Origin of the sequence: Phytopseudomonas dryadis, assembly GCF_004327355.1 — a bacterium.
Taxonomy (GTDB): domain Bacteria; phylum Pseudomonadota; class Gammaproteobacteria; order Pseudomonadales; family Pseudomonadaceae; genus Aquipseudomonas; species Aquipseudomonas dryadis.
The window spans coordinates 1-21,028 of the sequence record NZ_QJUM01000049.1 but is presented as its reverse complement, the minus strand read 5'-3'; the positions used below and the strand labels follow the sequence as shown (position 1 = coordinate 21,028).

Sequence of the window (21,028 nt, the reverse complement as noted above, 5' to 3'; positions counted from 1 at the left end):
GGCTGGAGGCTGGAGGCTGGAGGCTGGAGGCTGGAGGCTGGAGGCTGGAGGCTGGAGGCTGGAGGCTGGAGGCTGGAGGCTGGAGGCTGGAGGCTGGAGGCTGGAGGCTGGAGGCTGGAGGCTGGAGAGGGTTTTGCTCGGGCCCTGCCCCAGTCAAGCTTTTTCGTCCAGCCATTAGCGCCTTTATCGGCTTCTACCCCGTAGCCTGGGTTGAGCGCAGCGATACCCAGGTGGCGCATCCCCGGGTGTCGCTGCGCTCAACCCGGGCTACCTGGCTTTTCGTCCAGCCTTCAGCCTCAAGCGCTTTTATCGGCCCCACCCTTCCAGCCTTCAGCGGCCTTCTCGAAGTTCCAGCAGGCGGCGAACCGGGGCGAACGAGCGGCGGTGGATCGGCGTCGGGCCGAGGCGCTGCAGCGCTTCCAGGTGGACTGGCGTGGGGTAGCCCTTGTGGATGGCCATGCCATAGCCCGGGTAGAGGGTGTCGAGTTCGCGCATTTCCCGGTCACGGCTGACCTTGGCCAGGATCGACGCCGCGGCGATGGCCGGCACCCGGCTGTCGCCCTGCACCACCGCCGCGCTGGGCACCTGCAGCTGCGGACAGCGGTTGCCGTCGATCAGGGCCAGTTTCGGCGTCACGCTCAGCCCCTCGACCGCGCGCTGCATGGCCAGCATGGTGGCATGCAGGATGTTCAGGCGATCGATCTCGTCCACCTCGGCCCGGGCGATGCACCAGGCCAGGGCTTTCTCGCGGATCTCGTCGAAGAGCTTCTCCCGACGCGCTTCGCTGAGTTTCTTGGAATCGTTGAGCCCCAGGATCGGCCGCGCCGGATCGAGGATCACCGCCGCGGTGACCACCGCGCCGCACAACGGGCCGCGCCCGACCTCATCGACGCCGGCGACCAGCTCCTGCACCTGCGCGAAATCCAGTCCCATCTGCATCAGCGTTTCCCCAACAGTTCGAGCACCGCGCTCGCCGCTCGGCTCGATGCGTCGCGGCGCAGGGTACGGTGAATGGCGTCGAAGCCTTCGGTCTGCACCTCGCCGTCGGCCAGCAAGGGCGCCAGCGCCTGCGCCAGGGCGTCGGCGGTGGCGGCATCCTGGATCAGTTCCGGCACCAGCAGGCGCTGGGCCAGCAGGTTGGGCAACGAGATATAGGGGCTCCTCACCAGGCGCCGGAGGATGCTGAAGGTCAGCGGCGCGACCCGATAGGCGACCACCATCGGGCGCTTGTACAGCAAGGCCTCGAGAGTCGCCGTACCGGAAGCGATCAGCACCGCATCGCAGGCCGCCAGCGCCTCGTGGGAGCGACCGTCGAGCAACAGCAGCGGCAGGTCGCGACCGACCAGCAGTTGCTCGATCTGCTCGCGGCGCTCGGCGCTGGCGCACGGCAGCACGAAACGGATGCCGGGGCGCAGTGCGCGCAGACGCTCGGCCGCCTCGAGGAACAGTGCGCCCAGGCGCGCCACTTCACCACCGCGGCTGCCCGGCAGCAGCGCCACCACAGGGCTGTCCACGGGCAGCCCCAGGGCTTCGCGCGCCGCCGGCCGGTCGGCCTGCAGGGGGATGGCATCGGCCAGGGGGTGACCGACGAAGCGCACCGGCACCTGGTGCGCATCGTAGAACTGCGCCTCGAAGGGAAACAGGGTCAGCATCAGGTCGCAGGCCTCACGGATCTTCAACACCCGCTTCTGTCGCCAGGCCCAGACCGAGGGGCTGACGTAGTGCACGGTGCGAATGCCGGCACGGCGCAGCTTGAGCTCGACGCCCAGGGTGAAATCCGGCGCATCGATGCCGATGAACACGTCGGGCCTGCGCGCGATCAGGCTGGCGATCAGGCGGCGGCGGCGCGACAGCAGCTCTGGCAGACGCCCAAGCACTTCGACCAGGCCCATGACCGCCAGGCGCTCCATGGGAAAGTCGCTGACCAGGCCCTCGGCCTGCATCCGCGGGCCACCCACGCCGATGAATTCGATCCCGGGGTGCTGCGCCTTGAGCGCCTGCATCAGGCCGGCGCCGAGAATATCGCCGGACGCCTCGCCGGCGACCAGCGCGACACGCAAGACCTCAGCCATGACCTAGCGGGTGATGCCGCGGCTGGAAGCCTGGATGGAATCGCGGAACACCGCCACTTCCGGGAACTGCTCGGCCAGTTCGACCAGCTCGACCAGTGCTTCCTCGATGGTGAAGCCCTGGCGGTAGACGATCTTGTAGGCACGCCGCAGCGCCTGCATGGATTCGGCGCTGAAGCCGCGGCGGCGCAGGCCTTCGAAGTTCATGCTGCGGGCTTCGGCGGGGTTGCCGGAGACCGTGACGTAGGCCGGCACGTCCTTGCCGATGGCGGTGCCCATGCCGGCGAAGGAATGGGCGCCGATGTGGCAGAACTGATGCACCAGGGTGTAACCGGAGAGAATCGCCCAGTCGCCGATGTGCACGTGCCCGGCCAGGGCCACGTTGTTGACCAGGATGCAATGGTTACCGACCACGCTATCGTGGCCGATATGGGCATAGGCCATGATCAGGTTATGGTCGCCGACCGTGGTCTCGTCACGATCCTGAATGGTGCCACGGTGCATGGTCACGCCTTCGCGGATGATGTTGTGGTCACCGATGACCAGGCGCGTGGGCTCGCCCTTGTACTTGCGATCCGGGGTGTCCTCGCCGAGCGAGGAAAACTGGTAGACGCGGTTGTGCTTGCCGATACGGGTGGGGCCCTTGATGATCACGTTGGGGCCGAGCACGCTTCCCTCGCCGATTTCAACGTCGGGCCCGATGATCGACCAAGGGCCGACGACGACGTCGTCAGCCAGCTTGGCGCTGGGATCGATGATGGCGCGAGGGTCAATCAAACTCATAGTTTGCGTTCCGCACAGATGATCTCGGCCGAGCAGACTTCCTTGCCGTCAACGGTAGCCTTGCACTCGAACTTCCAGATACTGCGCTTGCTGCTGAGAAACCTGGCTTCGAGGATCAGTTGATCGCCCGGCACCACCGGCTGACGAAAGCGTAGCTTGTCGGAGCCGACGAAGTAGTAGAGCGTGCCATCGGCAGGCTTCACGTCCATCATCTTGAAGCCGAGAATGCCGGCGGCCTGGGCCATGGCCTCGATGATCAGGACGCCGGGCATGATCGGGTGCTCGGGGAAATGGCCGTTGAAGAATGGCTCGTTGACGCTGACATTCTTATAGGCACGCACGCACTTGCCTTCAAGATCCAGATCCGTGACCCGGTCCACCAGCAGGAACGGGTAACGGTGCGGCAAGTATTCGCGAATTTCGTTGATTTCCATCATTTCCAGAGAAGCCCGTAATAAAAAGAAGAGAGCACGGCATCAGCCGTGCTCAGGCATCAGATGAGGCGTTCCCGCTCGAGGTCACGGCCGCCAGCTGTTTTTCCAGCTGTTTCACGCGGCGCGCCATGTCGTCCAGCTGGCGAATCCGCGCCGCGCTTTTCTTCCATTCGCCAGCAGGCTGCATGGCGGTTCCCGAAGAGTAGGCGCCCGGCTCGGTGATCGAGCGAGTGACCATGGTCATGCCGGTGACGAAGACACCATCACAGACTTCGATGTGCCCGACCATGCCGACGCCACCGGCGATCATGCAATTGCGGCCGATCCTGGTGCTGCCGGAAATACCCACGCAACCGGCCATGGCGGTGTTGTCACCGACCTGCACGTTGTGCGCGATCATGATCTGGTTATCCAGCTTGACCCCGTTACCGATCAGGGTGTCGGAGAGCGCACCGCGGTCGATGGTGGTGTTGGCGCCGATCTCGACATCGTCACCGATGGTCACCCCACCGATCTGGGCGATTTTCTGCCAGACGCCCTGCTCGCTGGCGAAACCGAAGCCTTCGCCACCGATCACCGCGCCCGACTGGATCACCACCCGCTTGCCGATGCGCACGTCGTGGTACAGGGTAACGCGCGGCGCCAGCCAGCCGCCCTCGCCGATCTCGGAACGCGCACCGACCACGCAATGCGCGCCCAGGGAAACGCCCGCCGCAATCCTCGCCCCGCTCTCGATCACCACGAAAGGGCCGACGCAGGCGCTCGGATCGACCTCGGCGTCCTCGGCGACCAGCGCCGTGGGGTGCACGCCGGCCACGCCCCTGGGCTTGCGGTCGAAGACATGGGACAGCGTGGCATAGGCCAGGTACGGGTTGGCGACCACCAGGGCATCGCCCTGAAAGCCCTCGGCATCGGCAGCCGTGAGCAGCACCGCCGCGGCCCGGCAATGCGCCAGGTGCTTGCGGTACTGCGCATTGGCGAGAAACGTGAGCTGAGACGGGCCGGCGTCCTGCAAGGTCGCCAGCCCGTCGATCCGCTTATCCTCGGCGCCACGCAGAGTGGCGCCCAGCCGCTCGGCCAACTGGCCGAGGGTGAAAACCGGTGTGGACATGATCAACGCATCTGATTCATGCGCTCGATGACCTGGCGGGTGATATCGAACTGGGGTTTGACGTCGATCACCGCACCACGCTCGAGAACCAGGTCGAAGTTGCCGCTCTTGATCACCTCTTCCACGGCCTTGTCGAGGTTGGGCTTGAGTTTCTTCAGCATGTCGCGGTCGGCGACGGCCTTGGCTTCGTTCAGCTCCTTGGACTGGAACTGGAAGTCACGGGCCTTCTGCTTGAAGTCCAGTTCGAGACGCTCGCGCTCGGCGGTCTGCATCTTCTCACCGTCCTTGACGATGCGATCCTGGATGCGCTTGGCATCGCTTTCCAGGGTCTTGAGCTTGTTCAGTTGCGGACCGAACTTCTTCTCCGCGTCCACGGCATAACGCTTGGCCGCGTCGGACTCGAGCAGGGCCATCTGATAATTGAGTACCGCAATCTTCATTTCAGCGAACGCTGGGGTCGCCAGCAGGGCAGCGCTTAACAGAACCAGTTGAGTCAACTTACGCACGGTGCAACTCCTGCAGAAAAACTGTCTTCGTGATTCATGAGCAGACGCTTAGAACGTCTGGCCGAGGGAGAACTGGAATACCTGGGTGTCGGCGTCGTCGGGCTTCTTGACCGGCATCGCCAGGCTGAAACTCAGCGGGCCCAGCGCGGTGATCCAGGTGAGGCCGACGCCGACCGAACTGGCCAGATTGCCGAAGCTGATGTCACAGCCATCACCACGTCGCTTCTGAGCAGAGTTGCAGTCAGTATCGAAGACGTTACCCACATCCCAGAACAGGGCGGTACGCAAAGAACGCTGATCCTTGACGAACGGCAACGGGAACAGCAGTTCCGCACCACCCTGGATCAGCACGTTACCGCCGAACGGCAACGGGTCCTGATCCGGGTCAGCGATCGTGCCTGGCTTGGTACCGTCACTTGGAGTACTGCGCGGGCCAAGGCTGCTGTCTTCGAAACCGCGTACCGAGTTGAAACCACCAGCATAGTAGTTCTCGTAGAACGGCAACTTATTGGTGGAGCCGAAAGCCCCGCCATAACCCAACTGCGTATGGAAACGCATGGTGTAGGTGTCGCTGAGCGGCTTGAACACCTGGCCACGGTAATCGATCTTGTAGAACGACAGGTCGCTGCCCGGCACGGTGGTCTCGAACACCAGGCTCTGCGAATGACCACGGTTGGCCAGCACGCCACGGTTGAGGGTCGACTCCGACCAGCCGACGGAGGCCTTGAAGTTCAGGTACTTGTCGCCCTCTTGCTCAACGAAATCGAAGATCTCGTCGACGGTGTAGCGACCGGTGTTGATCTCATCCTGCTGCACGGTCAGGCCGTAGGTCAGGCGCGAGGTCTCGCTGATCGGGTAACCGATGTTGATACCGGCACCGAGGCTGTCCACCGAGTAGCTGGACACATCGACATCGAGCTCGTCGTAGTCGGTGGTGCGGTAGAAGGCGTTGTAGCCCAGGCTGACGCCGTCCTCGGTCCAGTAGGGATCGGTGAAGCTGAAGTTGTAGCGGCTCTGGTATTCGCTGCGGGTCAGGCCCAGGCTGACCCTGTTGCCGCTACCGAGGAAGTTGTTCTGGGTGATAGAGCCACCGAGGATCAGACCGGCGTTCTGGGCGAAACCGACGCTGGCGGTGATCGACCCGGAGGCCTGCTCCTCGACGCTGTAATTGACGTCGATCTGGTCGTCGGTACCGGGAACCTGCGGGGTCTCGACGTTGACCTCCTTGAAGAAGCCCAGGCGCTCCAGGCGCACCTTGGACTGGTCGATCAGGTAGGTCGAGGCCCAGCCGCCTTCCATCTGGCGCATTTCCCGGCGCAGCACCTCGTCTTCGGACTTGGTGTTGCCGCGGAAGTTGATGCGGTTGACGTAGGCGCGCTTGCCTGGATCGACGACGAAGGTGATCGATACCGTGTTGTCCTCGTCATGCGGCTCGGGTACGCCACTGACGTTGGCGAAGGTATAGCCTTCGTTGCCCAGGCGGCGGGTGATCAGTTCGCTGGTGGTGGTCATCACCTTGCGCGAGAACACCTGGCCCTGCTGCACCAGCAGCAGCGCCCGGACTTCCTCTTCCGGCACCTTCAGGTCACCGGACAGCTTCACCTCACGTACGCTGTACTTCTCGCCCTCATCGACGTTGACGGTGATGTAGACGTGCTTCTTGTCCGGCGTGATGGACACCTGGGTGGAGGAGATGTCCATGTTGATGTAGCCGCGGTCCAGGTAGTAGGAACGCAGGCGCTCGAGGTCGCCGGAGAGTTTTTCACGGGCGTACTTGTCGTCGTTGCGGAAGAACGACAGCCAGTTGGTGGTCTTGAGTTCGAACAGGTCGTTCAGGTCTTCGTCGGAGAAGACGCTGTTGCCCACCACGTTGATGTGCTGGATCGAAGCGACCGTGCCTTCGTTGATGTTGATCTTCAAGGCGACGCGGTTGCGCGGCTGGGGAATCACCTCGGCCTCGATCTCGGCCGAGTAACGGCCCTGGGCGACGTACTGGCGCTGCAGTTCGTTGCGCACGCCTTCGAGCGTGGCGCGCTGGAAGATCTCGCCCTCGGACAGACCGGACTGGTTCAGGCCCCTGAGCAGGTCGTCGCTGCTGATGGCCTTGTTGCCTTCGATCTCGATACTGGAAATGGACGGCCGCTCGACCACGGTGATGACCAGCACGTCGCCATCACGGCCGAGCTGGATATCCTGGAAGAAACCGGTCTTGAACAGTTCGCGGGTCGCTTCGACCAGCGTGCGGTCGTCGGCCGCCTCGCCCACGTTGAGCGGCAGAGCACCGAAGACGCTGCCGGCGGAGACGCGTTGCAAACCGTTTACGCGGATATCGGAGATGGTGAAGGACTCAGCGTGAACTTCGGCGATCATCAATGCGGCAAGTACCGCAGGTAGCAGCAGACGTTTCATGAAGTCCTTTACTTATTCCAACTGACGATAAGAAATCCGCCGCCCGAAGCGACGGATTTGTAATTCAGAAGCGGTTACAGACGCCCCAGATCATTGACCAGGGCCAGCAGCATCACCCCGACAACCAGGCTGATACCGATCTGCATCCCCCAACCCTGCACCCGTTCCGACAACGGGCGACCACGCACCCACTCGACCAGGTAATAAAGCAGATGCCCCCCGTCGAGAACCGGGATGGGCAATAAATTGAGAACGCCCAGGCTTATGCTCAGGTAAGCGAGGAAATTCAGGAAGTCCCCCAAGCCCGACTCGGCCGAAGCGCCCGCCACTTTAGCAATGGTTATCGGCCCGCTCAAGTTTTTTACCGAGAGCTCGCCGAACAGCATTTTCTTCAGCGAATCGAGGGTCAGGACACTCATCGTCCAGGTGCGCGACAGCCCTTCGCCGAGGGCCTCGAGTGGCCCGTAGCTGACCTCGCGCAGCATTTGCGGCGGCCATTCCACAGGCTGCACGCCGGCGCCCAGGTAGCCCGTCGCCGCCTCGCCCTGGCCACGCGAGGCCAGGGTCACCGGTACTTCGAGACGCTGGCCGTCACGCTCGAGCGACAAGGCGATCGCCTTGCCCGGCAGGCCACGCACGCGATCGACCAGTTGCTGCCAATCGGCCAGCGGCTCGCCATCGAGCGCCAGCAGACGATCGCCCACCTGCAGGCCAGCGGCTCGGGCCGGCCCGTCCGGATCGAACTCGGCCAGTACCGGCGCCAGGCTCGGCCGCCACGGGCGAATGCCCAGCGAGGCGATCGGGTCCGGCTCGTCGGCGCCCTTGAGCCAGCTGTCCAGCTCGACACGGTGCTGGCTGTCGACGCCCTCGCTGCGCACGACGACGTTCAAGGTGCCGCTTTCCCCCAGACGACGAACCAGTTGCAGGTTCACCGCCGCCCAGCCGCTGGTCGCTTCGCCGTTCACCGAAACGATCTCCTGGCCGGCCTGCAGACCGGCGACCTCTGCCAGGCTGCCCGCCTCGACCGCGCCGATGACCGGGCGCACCTGCTGGCTGCCGAGCATGGCCACGGCCCAGAAGAACACCAGCGCGAGCATGAAATTGGCCAGCGGCCCGGCCGCGACGATGGCGATGCGCTGGCCGACGGTCTTGCGATTGAAGGACTGCTCGGCCAGCTCGGGCGGCACGTCACCCTCGCGCTCGTCGAGCATCTTCACGTAGCCGCCCAGCGGAATCGCCGCGATCACGAATTCGGTGCCGTGCCGGTCGTGCCAGCGCACCAGCGGCGTGCCGAAACCGACCGAGAAACGCAACACCTTGACGCCGCAACGACGCGCCACCCAGAAATGGCCGTATTCATGGAACGTCACCAGAACCCCGAGCGCGATCAGGGTGCCGACGATCATATACAGTGCGCTCATGCCACCTCTCCACGACGATTCAACCACTGCCCGGCCAGATCACGCGCGCGGCGATCGGCCTCCAGCACCGGTTCCAGACTGTCCACCGGGCTCACCGGCTCGGCCTCGAGAACCCCTTCGATGATACGCGCGATATCCGGGAAACGGATGCGCCGTTCGAGAAAAGCGGCCACCGCCACTTCATTGGCGGCATTGAGCATCGCCGGCGCGGTGCCACCCGCCTCGGCCGCCTGACGCGCCAGGCGCAGGCAGGGAAAGCGCACTTCGTCGGGGGCCTGGAAATCCAGGCGGCCGACGGCCAGCAGATCGAGCGGCGCGACCCCGGAGTCGATGCGCTGCGGCCAGGCCAGGGCATGGCTGATCGGCGTGCGCATGTCCGGATTGCCCAGTTGGGCCAGCACCGAACCGTCGACATAGTCGACCAGCGAATGAATGACGCTCTGCGGGTGGATCACCACCTCGACCTGTTCGGGCCGCGCGTCGAACAGCCAGCAGGCCTCGATCAGTTCCAGGCCCTTGTTCATCATGCTCGCCGAATCCACGGATATCTTGCGCCCCATCGACCAGTTGGGATGGGCGCAGGCCTGCTCGGGCGTCACCTCGTACAGCGCCTCCAGCGGCGTCTCGCGAAACGGCCCGCCGGAGGCGGTCAGCAGCACGCGGCGTACGCCGACCTGCTGCAGACCGCGGGCGTAGTCGCCGGGCAGGCACTGGAAAATGGCATTGTGCTCGCTGTCGATGGGCAGCAGCACGGCGCCACTCTGGCGGACCGCGCGCATGAACAGCGCCCCGGACATCACCAGGGCTTCCTTGTTGGCCAGCAGCACCTTCTTGCCCGCCTCGACCGCGGCCAGGGTCGGCGTGAGGCCGGCGGCACCGACGATGGCGGCCATCACCGCATCCACCTCGGGATGGGCGGCCACCTCGCACAACCCCGCCTCGCCGAACAGCACGCGCGTGCGCAGGCCGGCGGCGCCCAGACGCGCCTGCAGCTCGGTCGCCGAACGGGCATCGGCCACCACGGCGAAACGCGGCCGGTGAACGAGACACAGCGCCTCGAGCTCGGCCAGACGACTGAAACCGCTCAGGGCGAACACCCGATAGCGCGCCGGATGGCGAGCGATCACGTCGAGCGTGCTGAGGCCGATCGAGCCGGTAGCGCCAAGCACGGTAATCTGTTGAACCTGACTCACCATGCGCCCCAACCCGCCAGCCACAACAAGGCAGCGAACAGCGGAACGGCCGCGGTCAGGCTGTCGATACGATCGAGCACGCCACCATGGCCCGGCAACAGGTTGCTGCTGTCCTTGATGCCGGACTGGCGCTTGAACATGCTCTCGGTCAGGTCACCGACCACCGACACCAGCACCACCAGCGCCGCGCCGGGCAGCGCGAGCAGGAACTGGCCGAGCGACCAGTCGCGGTAGACGCCCACCACCAGGGTCAGCAACAGGCTGAGCAGCAGGCCGCCGATCAGGCCCTCCCAGCTCTTGCCGGGGCTGACCCGCGGCGCCAGCTTGCGCCTGCCGAAACGCTTGCCGGAGAAATACGCCCCGATATCGGCCACCCAGACCAGCGCCATGACCGCCAGGATCAGCCAATTGGCCAGCGGCCACTGCTTGAGCACCAGCAGACCTTGCCAGGCCGGCAACAGAATCAGCAGGCCGATCAGCAAACGGCCAGGCAGGCCACCCCAGTAACGGCTGCTGTGCGGATAATCGAGCACCAGAAAGGTCGCCAAGGCCCACCACAGCACGCCCACGGCCAACACCCAGGGGGCCAGGGGCGGCGCGGCGTACAAGGCGAACAACAGCACCGCCACCACGGCCGCGTAGAAAACGCGCAGAGGCTGGGTGGCCAGGCCCGCCAGCCGCGCCCACTCCCAGGCCCCGAGCACCACCACCGCGGCGATGAACAACGCGAACGCCCCGCCCTCGAGCAGAAAGAAGCCGGCCAGGGCGACCGGCAGCAGGATCAGCGCCGTGATGATTCGTTGTTTCAGCATCAGGCGCGGGCCTCGGCTTCGACTTGTTCACTGGTTTTGCCAAAACGTCGCTGACGCTTGGCGAAGTCCGCCAGCGCGCCACGCATGGCCTCGTGCTTGAAGTCCGGCCACAGCAGATCGGAGAAATACAGCTCGCTGTAGGCCATCTGCCAGAGCAGGAAGTTGCTCACGCGGTGCTCGCCACCGGTGCGGATGCACAGGTCGGGCAACGGCAGGTCGCCGGTGGCCAGGCAGCTTTGCAGCAACCCCGGGGTGATGTCCTCCGGCTGCAGATGCCCGCCCTGAACCTCGCGCGCCAGGCGCTGCGCGGCCTGGGCGATGTCCCACTGACCGCCGTAGTTGGCGGCGATCTGCAGGATGAAGCGCTTCTCGCCCGCGGTTTTCGCCTCGGCCTCGCGCATGGCGGCCTGCAGCTCCGGGTGGAAGCGCGAACGGTCGCCGATGATGCGCAGGCTGATGCCGTTCTCGTCGAGCTTGCGGGTTTCGCGGCGCAAGGCGCCGAGAAACAGCTCCATCAGCGCGCCGACCTCCTCGGCCGGGCGCTGCCAGTTCTCACTGGAGAAGGCGAACAGGGTCAGCACCTCGACCCCGGACTCGGCGCACACCTCGATCACCGCGCGCACCGCGTCGACGCCCGCCTTGTGCCCGGCCACGCCCGGCAGCAGGCGCTTTCTCGCCCAGCGATTGTTGCCATCCATGATGATCGCCACATGCCGTGGAATGGCCATCACGGCACCGACGTTGGAATTGTCCATGGCGATTTCCTGGCCGTCAGACGGCCATCAGATCCGCTTCTTTCTGCTTCACGGCCACTTCGATCTCGGCCACGAACTTGTCGGTCAGCTTCTGGATGTCATCGGCGGCACGACGCTCTTCGTCTTCGCTGATTTCCTTTTCCTTGACCAGGTCCTTCAGCTGGCTGAGGGCGTCGCGGCGAATGTTGCGCACCGCCACGCGACCGTCTTCCGCGGCATCGCGGGCCTGCTTGGTGAAGCCCTTGCGGGTCTCCTCGGTCAGCGCCGGCATGGAGATCAGCAGCAGCTCGCCGAGGTTGGTCGGGTTGAAGCCCAGACCGGAACTCTGGATCGCCTTGTCCACGGCAGCCAGCATGTTGCGCTCGAACGCCACGACCTGCAGGGTGCGCGAATCCTTGACGGTAACGCTGGCGACCTGGTTCAGCGGCGTGTCGGCGCCGTAGTAAGGCACCAGCACCCCGCCGAGAATGCTCGGGTGGGCCTGGCCGGTGCGAATCCGGCTGAAGGCATGGGCCAGGGATTCCAGGCTCTTCTGCATGCGCGCCTGAGCGTCCTTTTTGATCTCGTTGATCATTCTTCACCTTCCTCGATCAAAGTGCCTTCGGCACCGCCCACGACCACGTTGAGCAGGGCTCCCGGCTTGTTCATGTTGAAAACGCGCAGCGGCATCTTGTGGTCGCGGCACAGGCAGATGGCGGTCAGGTCCATCACCCCCAGCTTGCGATCCAGCACCTCGTCATAGGTGAGGCGGTCGAATTTTTCCGCATGCGGATCCTTGAATGGATCGGCAGTGTATACACCATCCACCTTGGTTGCCTTCAACACCACGTCGGCATCGATTTCGATGGCCCGCAGGCAGGCCGCGGAATCGGTGGTGAAGAAGGGATTGCCGGTGCCCGCGGCGAAAATCACCACTTCACCGGTTTTCAGGTGGCGCATGGCCTTGCGGCGGTCATAGTGATCGGTCACCCCGACCATGGAAATGGCCGACATCACCAGCGCGGGAATGTTGGAGCGCTCCAGCGCGTCGCGCATGGCCAGGGCGTTCATCACGGTGGCCAGCATGCCCATGTGATCGCCGGTGACGCGATCCATGCCGGCGGCGCTCAGGGCCGCACCGCGAAACAGGTTGCCACCGCCGATCACCAGGCCGACCTGGACGCCGATACCGACCAGTTGGCCGACTTCCAGGGCCATGCGATCGAGCACCTTGGGATCGATACCGAAGTCTTCCGACCCCATCAGGGCTTCGCCGCTAAGTTTGAGCAGAATGCGCTTGTAGCGCGGTTGACGACCACTCACCTGCTGAGCCATTACCAGTCTCTCCTGCGGCGTTAGAAAGTGTGCGAGCCCCGTGGCTCGCCCATATCGAGCGCTTCGACAGCGCCCGCGACAGTTCGTGCCCGAGGCACGCCCTGCCGATCCGAAAAAAAACGCTACACGCCGCCCATTTGAAAAAGAGGCCGCGCGCGTGAGCGGGCAGCCTCTTCAGGGGCGACGAATCGCGAACCGCGTGTTACTTGCTGGCAGCCAGTTGCGCAGCCACTTCGGCGGCGAAGTCGCTCTCGGCCTTCTCGATGCCCTCGCCCACTTCGTAACGGACGAAGGAAACGATTTCAGCGCCGGCTTTCTTGGCCAGGGCGCCGACCTTGATTTCCGGGTCCTTGATGAAGGCCTGCTCGACCAGGCTGGCTTCGGCGAGGAACTTGGCGATCCGGCCCTTGACCATGTTCTCGACGATGTTTTCCGGCTTGCCGGCGATCTTCTCGGCGTTCAGTTGCAGAAAGATTTCCTTTTCCTTGGCGACCAGCTCTTCGGAAACGTCTTCCGGGCTCAGCACGGCCGGGTTGGAAGCCGCCACGTGCATGGCGATGTCCTTGGCCAGCTCGGCGTCGCCACCCTTGAGAACGACCAGCACACCGATACGGTGGCCGTGCAGGTAGGAGCCGACGACGTCACCCTCGACACGGGTCAGGCGACGGATGTTGACGTTCTCGCCGCACTTGGCGACCAGGGCCTCGCGAGCGGATTCGCGCGATGCGATCAGCGGTGCGACTTCGCTCAGGTTCTGGGCGAACGCCTCGTCCAGGCTTTCCTTGACGAAGCCCTTGAAGTCGTCCTGCAGGGCCAGGAAGTCGGTCTGCGAGTTGACTTCGATGATCACCCCGCGGCCACCTTCGACGCGAGCGGCGATGGCGCCTTCAGCGGCGATGTTGCCGGCTTTCTTGGCGGCCTTGATGGCGCCGGAGGCGCGCATGTCGTCGATGGCCTTCTCGATGTCGCCACCGGCGGCGACCAGGGCCTTCTTGCATTCCATCATGCCTTGGCCGGTACGCTCGCGCAGTTCTTTAACCAGGGCTGCAGTGATCTCTGCCATTTTGAAAATCCTCTTGGTAGGTCTTCAACCATCGCCCGTGCAAGGGCGATCAAATCTGTGAGTGGCAAAAAGGGGGCCTAGCCCCCTTTTTGCGCAGCGCATAACACTGAATGCTCTGCGTTACCGCTTAGCCTTCGGCGGCTTCGGCAGCCGGCGCTTCTTCGATGAACTCTTCGGTGGCGCCGCCGGCATTGCTGCGGCCACGCACAACGGCGTCGGCCATGGCACCCATGTACAGCTGGATGGCGCGGATGGCGTCGTCGTTGCCCGGGATGATGTAGTCAACGCCTTCCGGGCTGCTGTTGGTATCGACAACGCCGATGACCGGGATGCCCAGCTTGTTGGCTTCGGTGATGGCGATGCGCTCGTGGTCGACGTCGATCACGAACAGCGCGTCCGGCAGGCCGCCCATGTCCTTGATACCACCCAAGCTGCGATCCAGTTTTTCCAGGTCGCGGGTGCGCATCAGCGCTTCTTTCTTGGTCAGCTTGGCGAAGGTGCCGTCCTGGGACTGCACTTCCAGATCACGCAGACGCTTGATCGAGGCACGGATGGTCTTGTAGTTGGTGAGCATGCCGCCCAACCAGCGATGGTCGACGAACGGCGAGCCGCAACGGGCCGCTTCTTCGCGAACGATCTTGCCAGCGGAACGCTTGGTGCCGACGAACAGGATCTTGTTCTTGCCGGCAGCCAGCTTTTCAACGAACGACAGGGCGTCGTTGAACATCGGCAGGGTCTTTTCCAGGTTGATGATGTGGATCTTGTTACGCGCGCCGAAAATGTACTTGCCCATTTTCGGGTTCCAGTAACGGGTCTGGTGGCCGAAGTGCACACCGGCCTTCAGCATATCGCGCATGTTGACTTGGGACATGATAGTTCCTTGATAAGTCGGGTTAGGCCTCCACGCATCCCAATTTCCAACCCTTGCGGGCACCCAGGAAACCGTGTCGATGCGTGTGTGGGGTTAATGCTTCCGGGGTCTGCCCCGTAAAGCGGCGCGTTTTATACCACAAGAAGCAGCCACAAGCTACAAGCGGCAAGCCACAAGCTGAATGACTGACGACCTGGGCAGGTCAGTCTAGCCCAAGATAGGCGCCCTGCTCTTACTTGCAGCTTGCGGCTTGAAGCTTGAGGCTTAAAATGGCGTCCTTCATAGAGATACCGAGATCGCCATGACCGTCACCATCAAGACGCCCGATGAAATCGAAAAGATGCGCATCGCCGGCCGCCTGGCCGCCGAAGTGCTGGAGATGATCGCCGAGCACGTCAAACCGGGCGTGACCACCGAGGAACTGGATCGCCTCTGCCACGAGCATATCGTCAATGTGCAGAAAGCCATCCCCGCCCCGCTGAACTACGGCGGCGCACCGGGCCGTGTGCCCTTCCCGAAATCCATCTGCACCTCGATCAACCACGTGGTCTGTCACGGCATCCCCAACGACAAGCCGCTCAAGGATGGCGACGTGATGAACATCGACGTCACCGTGATCAAGGACGGCTACCACGGCGACACCAGCCGCATGTTCCTGGTCGGCAAGGTGCCCGAGTGGGCCGAGCGCCTGTCGCGCATCACCCAGGAATGCCTGTACAAGGGCATCGAGGTGGTACGTCCCGGCGCCCGCCTGGGCGACATCGGCGAGGTGATCCAGAAGCACGCCGAGAAACACGGTTTCTCCGTGGTGCGCGAGTACTGCGGTCACGGCATCGGCGCGGTGTTCCACGAAGAACCCCAGGTCGTGCATTACGGCCGCGCCGGCACCGGCATGGAACTCAAGGAAGGCATGACCTTCACCATCGAGCCGATGATCAATCAGGGCCGCGCGGAAACCCGCACCCTGGGCGATGGCTGGACCGCCATCACCAAGGACCGCAAGCTCTCGGCGCAATGGGAGCACACCCTGCTGGTCACCGCCGATGGCTACGAGATCTTCACCCTGCGCAGCGACGACACCATCGCCCGCACCTCCGCCTGATCCCGTACGCCGCACATAGATAGAAGGAAGGCCGCTGCATGCCGCAGGTAGATCCCGAGCTGTTCGACCGCGGCCAGTTCCAGGCGGAACTGGCGTTGAAATCCAGCCCCATCGGCGCATTCAAGAAAGCCATCCGCCGCGCCCACGAGGTGCTCGATGCACGCTTTCGCAGCGGCCGCGACGTGCGCCGCCTGGTCGAGGATCGTGCCTGGTTCACCGACCAGATCCTGCATGAGGCCTGGAACCGCCTGTCCTGGTGCGAGGACGCCGACATCGCCCTGCTGGCGGTGGGCGGTTACGGCCGCGGCGAGCTGCACCCCTACTCCGATATCGACCTGTTGATCCTGCTCGACAGCGCCGACCACGAAACCTTCCGCGAACCGATCGAGCGCTTCCTCACCCTGCTCTGGGACATCGGCCTGGAAGTGGGCCAGAGCGTGCGTTCGGTCGACGAGTGCGCCGAAGAGGCGCGCGCCGACCTGACGGTGATCACCAACCTGATGGAAAGCCGCACCATCGCCGGCCCCGAGCACCTGCGTCTGCGCATGCAGGAGGTGACCGCCAGCAGCCGGATGTGGCCGAGCCAGGACTTCTTCCTGGCCAAGCGCAAGGAGCAGAAGGCGCGCCACGCCAAGTACAACGACACCGAGTACAACCTGGAGCCCAACGTCAAGGGCTCGCCGGGCGGCCTGCGCGACATCCAGACCATCCTCTGGGTCGCCCGCCGCCACTTCGGCACCCTCAACCTGCACGCCATGGTCGGCCAGGGCTTCCTCCTGGAAAGCGAATACACCCTGCTCGCCTCGTCCCAGGAGTTCCTGTGGAAGGTGCGCTACGCCCTGCACATGCTCGCCGGGCGCGCCGAAGACCGCCTGCTGTTCGACCACCAGAGCAAGGTGGCCGAGCTGCTCGGTTACGACGAAGGCGACACCAAGCGCACCATCGAGCGCTTCATGCAGAAGTACTACCGGGTGGTCATGGGCATCGCCGAACTGAGCGACCTGATCAACCAGCATTTCGAGGAAGAGATCCTGCGCGCCGGCCAGAGCGGCCCGGTCACCCCGCTCAACAGCCGCTTCCAGGTGCGCGACGGCTACATCGAGGTGACCCACCCGAACGTGTTCAAGCGCACGCCGTTCGCCATCATCGAGATCTTCGTGCTGATGGCCCAGCACCCGGACCTGAAGGGCGTCTGCGCCGACAGCATCCGCCTGCTGCGCGACCATCGCCACCTGATCGACGACGACTTCCGCAAGGACATCCGCAACACCAGCCTGTTCATCGAGCTGTTCAAGTGCGAACAGGGCATCCACCGCAACCTGCGGCGCATGAACCGTTACGGCATCCTCGGCCGCTACCTGCCGGAGTTCGGCCATATCGTCGGGCAGATGCAGCACGACCTGTTCCACATCTATACCGTCGATGCGCACACGCTGAACCTGATCAAGCACCTGCGCAAGTTCAAGTGGCCCGAGCTGGCGGAGAAATTCCCCCTGGCCAGCAAGCTGATCGACAAGCTGCCCAAACCCGAGCTGATCTACCTGGCCGGCCTCTACCACGACATCGGCAAGGGCCGTGGCGGCGACCACTCCGAACTGGGCGCGCTGGACGCCGCGGCCTTCGGCCGGCGCCACCACCTGCCACCCTGGGACACCGGCCTGATCGCCTGGCTGGTGCAGCACCACCTGGTGATGTCGACCACCGCGCAGCGCAAGGATCTGTCCGACCCGCAGGTGATCCACGACTTCGCCCAGCTGGTCGGCGACCAGACCCACCTGGACTACCTCTACGTGCTCACCGTGGCCGATATCAACGCCACCAACCCGAGCCTGTGGAATTCCTGGCGCGCCAGCCTGCTGCGCCAGCTCTACACCGAGACCAAGCGCGCCCTGCGCCGCGGCCTGGAAAACCCGGTGGAGCGCGAGGAGCAGATCCGCCTGACGCAGAGCGCCGCGCTGGACATCCTGGTACGCGGCGGCACCGACTCCGACGAGGTCGAACAGCTGTGGGCGCAGCTGGGCGATGACTACTTCCTGCGCCACACGGCCAGCGACGTGGCCTGGCACAGCGACGCCATCCTCCAGCACCCCAGCGACGGCGACCCGCTGGTGCTGGTCAAGGAAACCACCCAGCGCGAATTCGAGGGCGGCACGCAGATCTTCATCTACGCCCCGGATCAGCACGACTTCTTCGCCGTGACCGTGGCGGCCATGGCCCAGTTGAACCTGACCATCCACGATGCGCGGATCCTCACCTCGACCAGCCAGTTCACCCTCGACACCTACATCGTGCTGGAGGCCGAGGGCGGCTCGATCGGCGACAACCCCGAGCGCATCCGCCAGATCCGCCAGGGCCTGATCGACACGCTCAAGCATCCCAACGAATACCCCAACATCATCCAGCGCCGCGTGCCGCGCCAGCTCAAGCACTTCGCCTTCGCCCCGCAGGTGACCATCCACAACGATGCGCAACGGCCGGTCACCGTCCTCGAGCTGACCGCCCCCGACCGCCCCGGCCTGCTGGCCAAGGTCGGACGCATCTTCCTGGACTTCGACCTGTCGCTGCAGAACGCCAAGATCGCCACCCTGGGCGAGCGGGTGGAGGACGTGTTCTTCGTCACCGACGCCAACAACCAGCCGCTGTCCGATCCGGAGCTGTGCGCGCGCCTGCAGAGCACCATCGTCAGCCAGCTGTCGGCCGCCGGCAACGATGGCGCGCTGTCGATCGGCATTTGAAGCAGCTTCAAGCTTCAAGGCGTGACGCGGCAGTAGACGGGCTGTTCACGCTCAGGGCAATCGCGCTATGGCGTTAGGGCATCGTCCGCACTCGATGAAAAGCGCTGGAGGCTGGAAAGCTGGACGAGAAACCGCTGTTTCGCGTCGTGCTCGAGGCGCTTTTCGTTCAGCCTCAAGCTTTCCAGCGCTGTTTCCGGCTCTTCGAGCGCATAGCGCGATTGCCCTGGGTTCACGCTTGCGGCTTATAGCTTGATCCAGCACGCCCATGCTAGTGTCGCGGCTTTTGCCGCCGCTTTTTCAAAGGACACGTCGAAGCGCCATGAACCACGCCCTCGCCCAGTTGCAGCCCTACCCCTTCGAGAAACTCCGCGCCCTGCTCGCCGGCGTCCAACCGGCCGCCGGGCGCTCGGCCATCGCCCTGTCCATCGGCGAGCCCAAGCACCGCTCGCCGGCGTTCGTCGCCGAAGCGCTGAGCGCCAACCTCGATCAACTGGCGGTGTATCCGACCACCCTGGGTATCGCCGCGCTGCGCGAAGCGATCGCCGGCTGGTGCGAACGCCGCTTCGGCGTACCGGCCGGCTGGCTCGATCCCGCTCGCCACGTGCTGCCGGTCAACGGCACCCGCGAGGCATTGTTCGCCTTTACCCAGACCGTGGCCCAGCGCGATGTCGACGGCCTGGTGGTCAGCCCCAACCCGTTCTACCAGATCTACGAAGGCGCGGCCCTGCTCGCCGGCACCCGGCCGCACTACCTGCCGTGCCTGGCCGAACACGGCTTCAACCCCGATTTCGATGCGGTGGCGGCGGATGTCTGGCAACGCTGCCAGATTCTCTTCCTGTGCTCGCCCGGCAACCCCACCGGCGCCCTGATCCCGCTGGATACCCTGAAGAAGCTGATCGCCCTGGCCGACCGCTACGACTTCGTCATCGCCGCCGACGAATGCTACAGCGAGCTGTATTTCGACGAGAGCAACCCGCCGGCCGGCCTGCTCAGCGCCTGCGCCGAACTGGGCCGCCACGACTTCAAGCGCTGCGTGGTGTTCCACAGCCTGTCCAAGCGCTCCAACCTGCCGGGCCTGCGCTCCGGCTTCGTCGCCGGCGATGCGGAGATCCTCAAGGCCTTCCTGCTGTACCGCACCTACCACGGCTGTGCCATGCCGGTGCAGACCCAGCTGGCCAGCATCGCCGCCTGGCAGGACGAGGCACACGTGCGGGCCAACCGCGACCTGTACCGGGAGAAGTTCGACGCCGTGCTGGCCATCCTCGATGGCGTGCTCGACGTGCAGCGCCCGGACGGCGGCTTCTACCTGTGGGCGAAGACCCCGAGCGACGATGCCGAATTCACCCGCGAGCTGTTCGCCCGCGAACATGTCACCGTGGTGCCGGGCTCCTACCTGTCCCGGGAAGTGGACGGTTTCAACCCGGGCAGCGGCCGCGTGCGCATGGCCCTGGTGGCGCCGCTGGACGAATGCGTCGAAGCCGCGCGGCGGATCCGCCGCTTCGTCAGCGGCGAATGAAGGCGACTGCCAGCGGCGTCACAGAACGGCCACACGCCACTGGCAGGCCTGGCGTCGGCGGCTATGCTCAGGCGCGAAGGTAATCGGGGAGTCACCGCGCAAAGCACCATGGAGGGGGCATGAAGACATTCGAAGTGAAAATCACCGTGGGCGGCGCGGTCGGCCACGTCATCGTCGGCGGTGGGGCGCTGAGCGCCGAGATCAAGGATCTGAGCACGGCGCAAACTGCGCTCTACACCATCTACATGGCCGGGATCGGCGTCGGCCTCCCGGCCTTTCGCGCCACGTCCCGGGCTTTTCGCTTCAACGAGGCCGATCACAAGACGGCGAGCAGCTTCGCCGGCTATGGCTACCTGGGCGGTATATCGCTGGAAGCCGGCGCCGGCCTGAAAATCGGTGGCGGCATCAAGATCCCCAACGGCCCGCTGATCGCCACGAGCTACTCGGGCGATTACGGCGGCATCGATATCAGCGTGTCGCATAACGTCACCCGCTGGGCCCTCTGAAGGAGGGTCGCCATGGAGACCTGGCTCGCGCCGCTGATCTGCGTACTGTTCGTCGGCGCCGGCGCATTCCTGCTGCTCGCCCCGCGACCGGTTGCCGAGGCACTGCAACGCTTCTACTCGCGCTACCCCCTCACCCGCCTCGCCCCCGCGGGCCAGTTGCGCAGCAAGACCGCATACATCCGCCTGCTGGGCGCCACGCTGGTGCTGGTCGGCCTCGCCGTGTGGATGCTCTAGCGCCTGGCCCCGGAAGCTGCTCCAAGGCGGGAGCGGCCATTGAGCTTCAAGCTAGAAGCAAGGCAACCCGTAATTAGATGGACTCGCCCCCGCCGAGGCGTCGATGCGCCACGGTGGCATTCTAATGATGACCAACGGCAGCGAGGGCGAGGCCATGCAAAAGCGTACGACGAAATCGCCAGCAGCGCATCCAG

The 21,028-nt window shown here is 64.6% G+C and carries 20 protein-coding genes; 5 read left to right on the top strand and 15 right to left on the bottom strand.

Features of this window, described 5'->3' with window-relative positions:
* Nucleotides 1–330 precede the first annotated feature (330 nt).
* The 15 genes from rnhB to rpsB all read right to left on the bottom strand — a co-directional run bounded on the left by rnhB (nt 331) and on the right by rpsB (nt 14,741).
* Complete coding sequence (gene rnhB / locus DNK34_RS24735; protein ID WP_131177908.1) at nt 331–939, bottom strand: ribonuclease HII; 609 nt, start codon at nt 937–939, stop codon at nt 331–333.
* Nucleotides 939–2,072, bottom strand: a complete 1,134-nt coding sequence (gene lpxB, locus DNK34_RS24730) for a lipid-A-disaccharide synthase (protein WP_131177909.1) — start codon at nt 2,070–2,072, stop codon at nt 939–941. The genes rnhB and lpxB overlap by 1 nt, the downstream gene beginning before the upstream one ends.
* 3 nt (nt 2,073–2,075) lie before the next feature.
* Nucleotides 2,076–2,852 (bottom strand): acyl-ACP--UDP-N-acetylglucosamine O-acyltransferase, encoded by a 777-nt coding sequence (lpxA, locus tag DNK34_RS24725; RefSeq protein WP_131177910.1) that lies wholly within the window; start codon nt 2,850–2,852, stop codon nt 2,076–2,078.
* Nucleotides 2,849–3,289, bottom strand: a complete 441-nt coding sequence (fabZ, locus tag DNK34_RS24720) for a 3-hydroxyacyl-ACP dehydratase FabZ (protein ID WP_131177911.1) — start codon at nt 3,287–3,289, stop codon at nt 2,849–2,851. The genes lpxA and fabZ overlap by 4 nt, the downstream gene beginning before the upstream one ends.
* A 49-nt stretch (nt 3,290–3,338) precedes the next feature.
* Entirely contained in the window at nt 3,339–4,400 is a 1,062-nt protein-coding gene (lpxD, locus tag DNK34_RS24715) for a UDP-3-O-(3-hydroxymyristoyl)glucosamine N-acyltransferase (RefSeq protein WP_131177927.1), read from the bottom strand.
* The gene (locus DNK34_RS24710) at nt 4,400–4,903 is read right to left on the bottom strand and encodes an OmpH/Skp family outer membrane protein (protein WP_131177912.1); all 504 of its coding nucleotides are present in this window, start codon (nt 4,901–4,903) and stop codon (nt 4,400–4,402) included. Before DNK34_RS24710 ends, lpxD begins: the two co-directional genes overlap by 1 nt.
* Nucleotides 4,904–4,951: 48 nt before the next feature.
* The gene (gene bamA / locus DNK34_RS24705) at nt 4,952–7,312 is read right to left on the bottom strand and encodes an outer membrane protein assembly factor BamA (RefSeq protein WP_131177913.1); all 2,361 of its coding nucleotides are present in this window, start codon (nt 7,310–7,312) and stop codon (nt 4,952–4,954) included.
* A gap of 74 nt (nt 7,313–7,386) precedes the next feature.
* The gene (gene rseP, locus DNK34_RS24700) at nt 7,387–8,733 is read right to left on the bottom strand and encodes a sigma E protease regulator RseP (RefSeq protein ID WP_131177914.1); all 1,347 of its coding nucleotides are present in this window, start codon (nt 8,731–8,733) and stop codon (nt 7,387–7,389) included.
* Nucleotides 8,730–9,926, bottom strand: a complete 1,197-nt coding sequence (gene ispC / locus DNK34_RS24695) for a 1-deoxy-D-xylulose-5-phosphate reductoisomerase (protein WP_131177915.1) — start codon at nt 9,924–9,926, stop codon at nt 8,730–8,732. Before ispC ends, rseP begins: the two co-directional genes overlap by 4 nt.
* Entirely contained in the window at nt 9,923–10,738 is an 816-nt protein-coding gene (locus tag DNK34_RS24690; protein WP_131177916.1) for a phosphatidate cytidylyltransferase, read from the bottom strand. The genes ispC and DNK34_RS24690 overlap by 4 nt, the downstream gene beginning before the upstream one ends.
* Nucleotides 10,738–11,493: a polyprenyl diphosphate synthase gene (gene uppS / locus DNK34_RS24685; RefSeq protein ID WP_131177917.1), complete on the bottom strand. Its 756-nt coding sequence runs from the start codon at nt 11,491–11,493 to the stop codon at nt 10,738–10,740. The genes DNK34_RS24690 and uppS overlap by 1 nt, the downstream gene beginning before the upstream one ends.
* Nucleotides 11,494–11,509: 16 nt before the next feature.
* The gene (gene frr / locus DNK34_RS24680) at nt 11,510–12,067 is read right to left on the bottom strand and encodes a ribosome recycling factor (RefSeq protein WP_131177918.1); all 558 of its coding nucleotides are present in this window, start codon (nt 12,065–12,067) and stop codon (nt 11,510–11,512) included.
* Complete coding sequence (pyrH, locus tag DNK34_RS24675; RefSeq protein WP_131177919.1) at nt 12,064–12,807, bottom strand: UMP kinase; 744 nt, start codon at nt 12,805–12,807, stop codon at nt 12,064–12,066. The genes frr and pyrH overlap by 4 nt, the downstream gene beginning before the upstream one ends.
* Nucleotides 12,808–13,009: 202 nt before the next feature.
* Nucleotides 13,010–13,870: a translation elongation factor Ts gene (gene tsf, locus DNK34_RS24670; RefSeq protein WP_131177920.1), complete on the bottom strand. Its 861-nt coding sequence runs from the start codon at nt 13,868–13,870 to the stop codon at nt 13,010–13,012.
* 127 nt (nt 13,871–13,997) lie between these two features.
* Complete coding sequence (rpsB, locus tag DNK34_RS24665) at nt 13,998–14,741, bottom strand: 30S ribosomal protein S2 (protein ID WP_131177921.1); 744 nt, start codon at nt 14,739–14,741, stop codon at nt 13,998–14,000.
* A gap of 301 nt (nt 14,742–15,042) precedes the next feature.
* Between rpsB and map the strand changes: the two genes are divergently transcribed.
* The 5 genes from map to DNK34_RS24640 all read left to right on the top strand — a co-directional run bounded on the left by map (nt 15,043) and on the right by DNK34_RS24640 (nt 20,834).
* Complete coding sequence (gene map, locus DNK34_RS24660; RefSeq protein WP_131177922.1) at nt 15,043–15,843, top strand: type I methionyl aminopeptidase; 801 nt, start codon at nt 15,043–15,045, stop codon at nt 15,841–15,843.
* Between the two features lie 38 nt (nt 15,844–15,881).
* Entirely contained in the window at nt 15,882–18,578 is a 2,697-nt protein-coding gene (locus DNK34_RS24655) for a [protein-PII] uridylyltransferase (RefSeq protein WP_131177923.1), read from the top strand.
* Nucleotides 18,579–18,897: 319 nt separating this feature from the next.
* The gene (dapC, locus tag DNK34_RS24650) at nt 18,898–20,094 is read left to right on the top strand and encodes a succinyldiaminopimelate transaminase (protein ID WP_131177924.1); all 1,197 of its coding nucleotides are present in this window, start codon (nt 18,898–18,900) and stop codon (nt 20,092–20,094) included.
* 119 nt (nt 20,095–20,213) lie between these two features.
* Nucleotides 20,214–20,600, top strand: a complete 387-nt coding sequence (locus DNK34_RS24645) for a hypothetical protein (protein WP_131177925.1) — start codon at nt 20,214–20,216, stop codon at nt 20,598–20,600.
* A gap of 12 nt (nt 20,601–20,612) precedes the next feature.
* Nucleotides 20,613–20,834, top strand: a complete 222-nt coding sequence (locus DNK34_RS24640; RefSeq protein WP_131177926.1) for a hypothetical protein — start codon at nt 20,613–20,615, stop codon at nt 20,832–20,834.
* Nucleotides 20,835–21,028 lie beyond the last annotated feature (194 nt).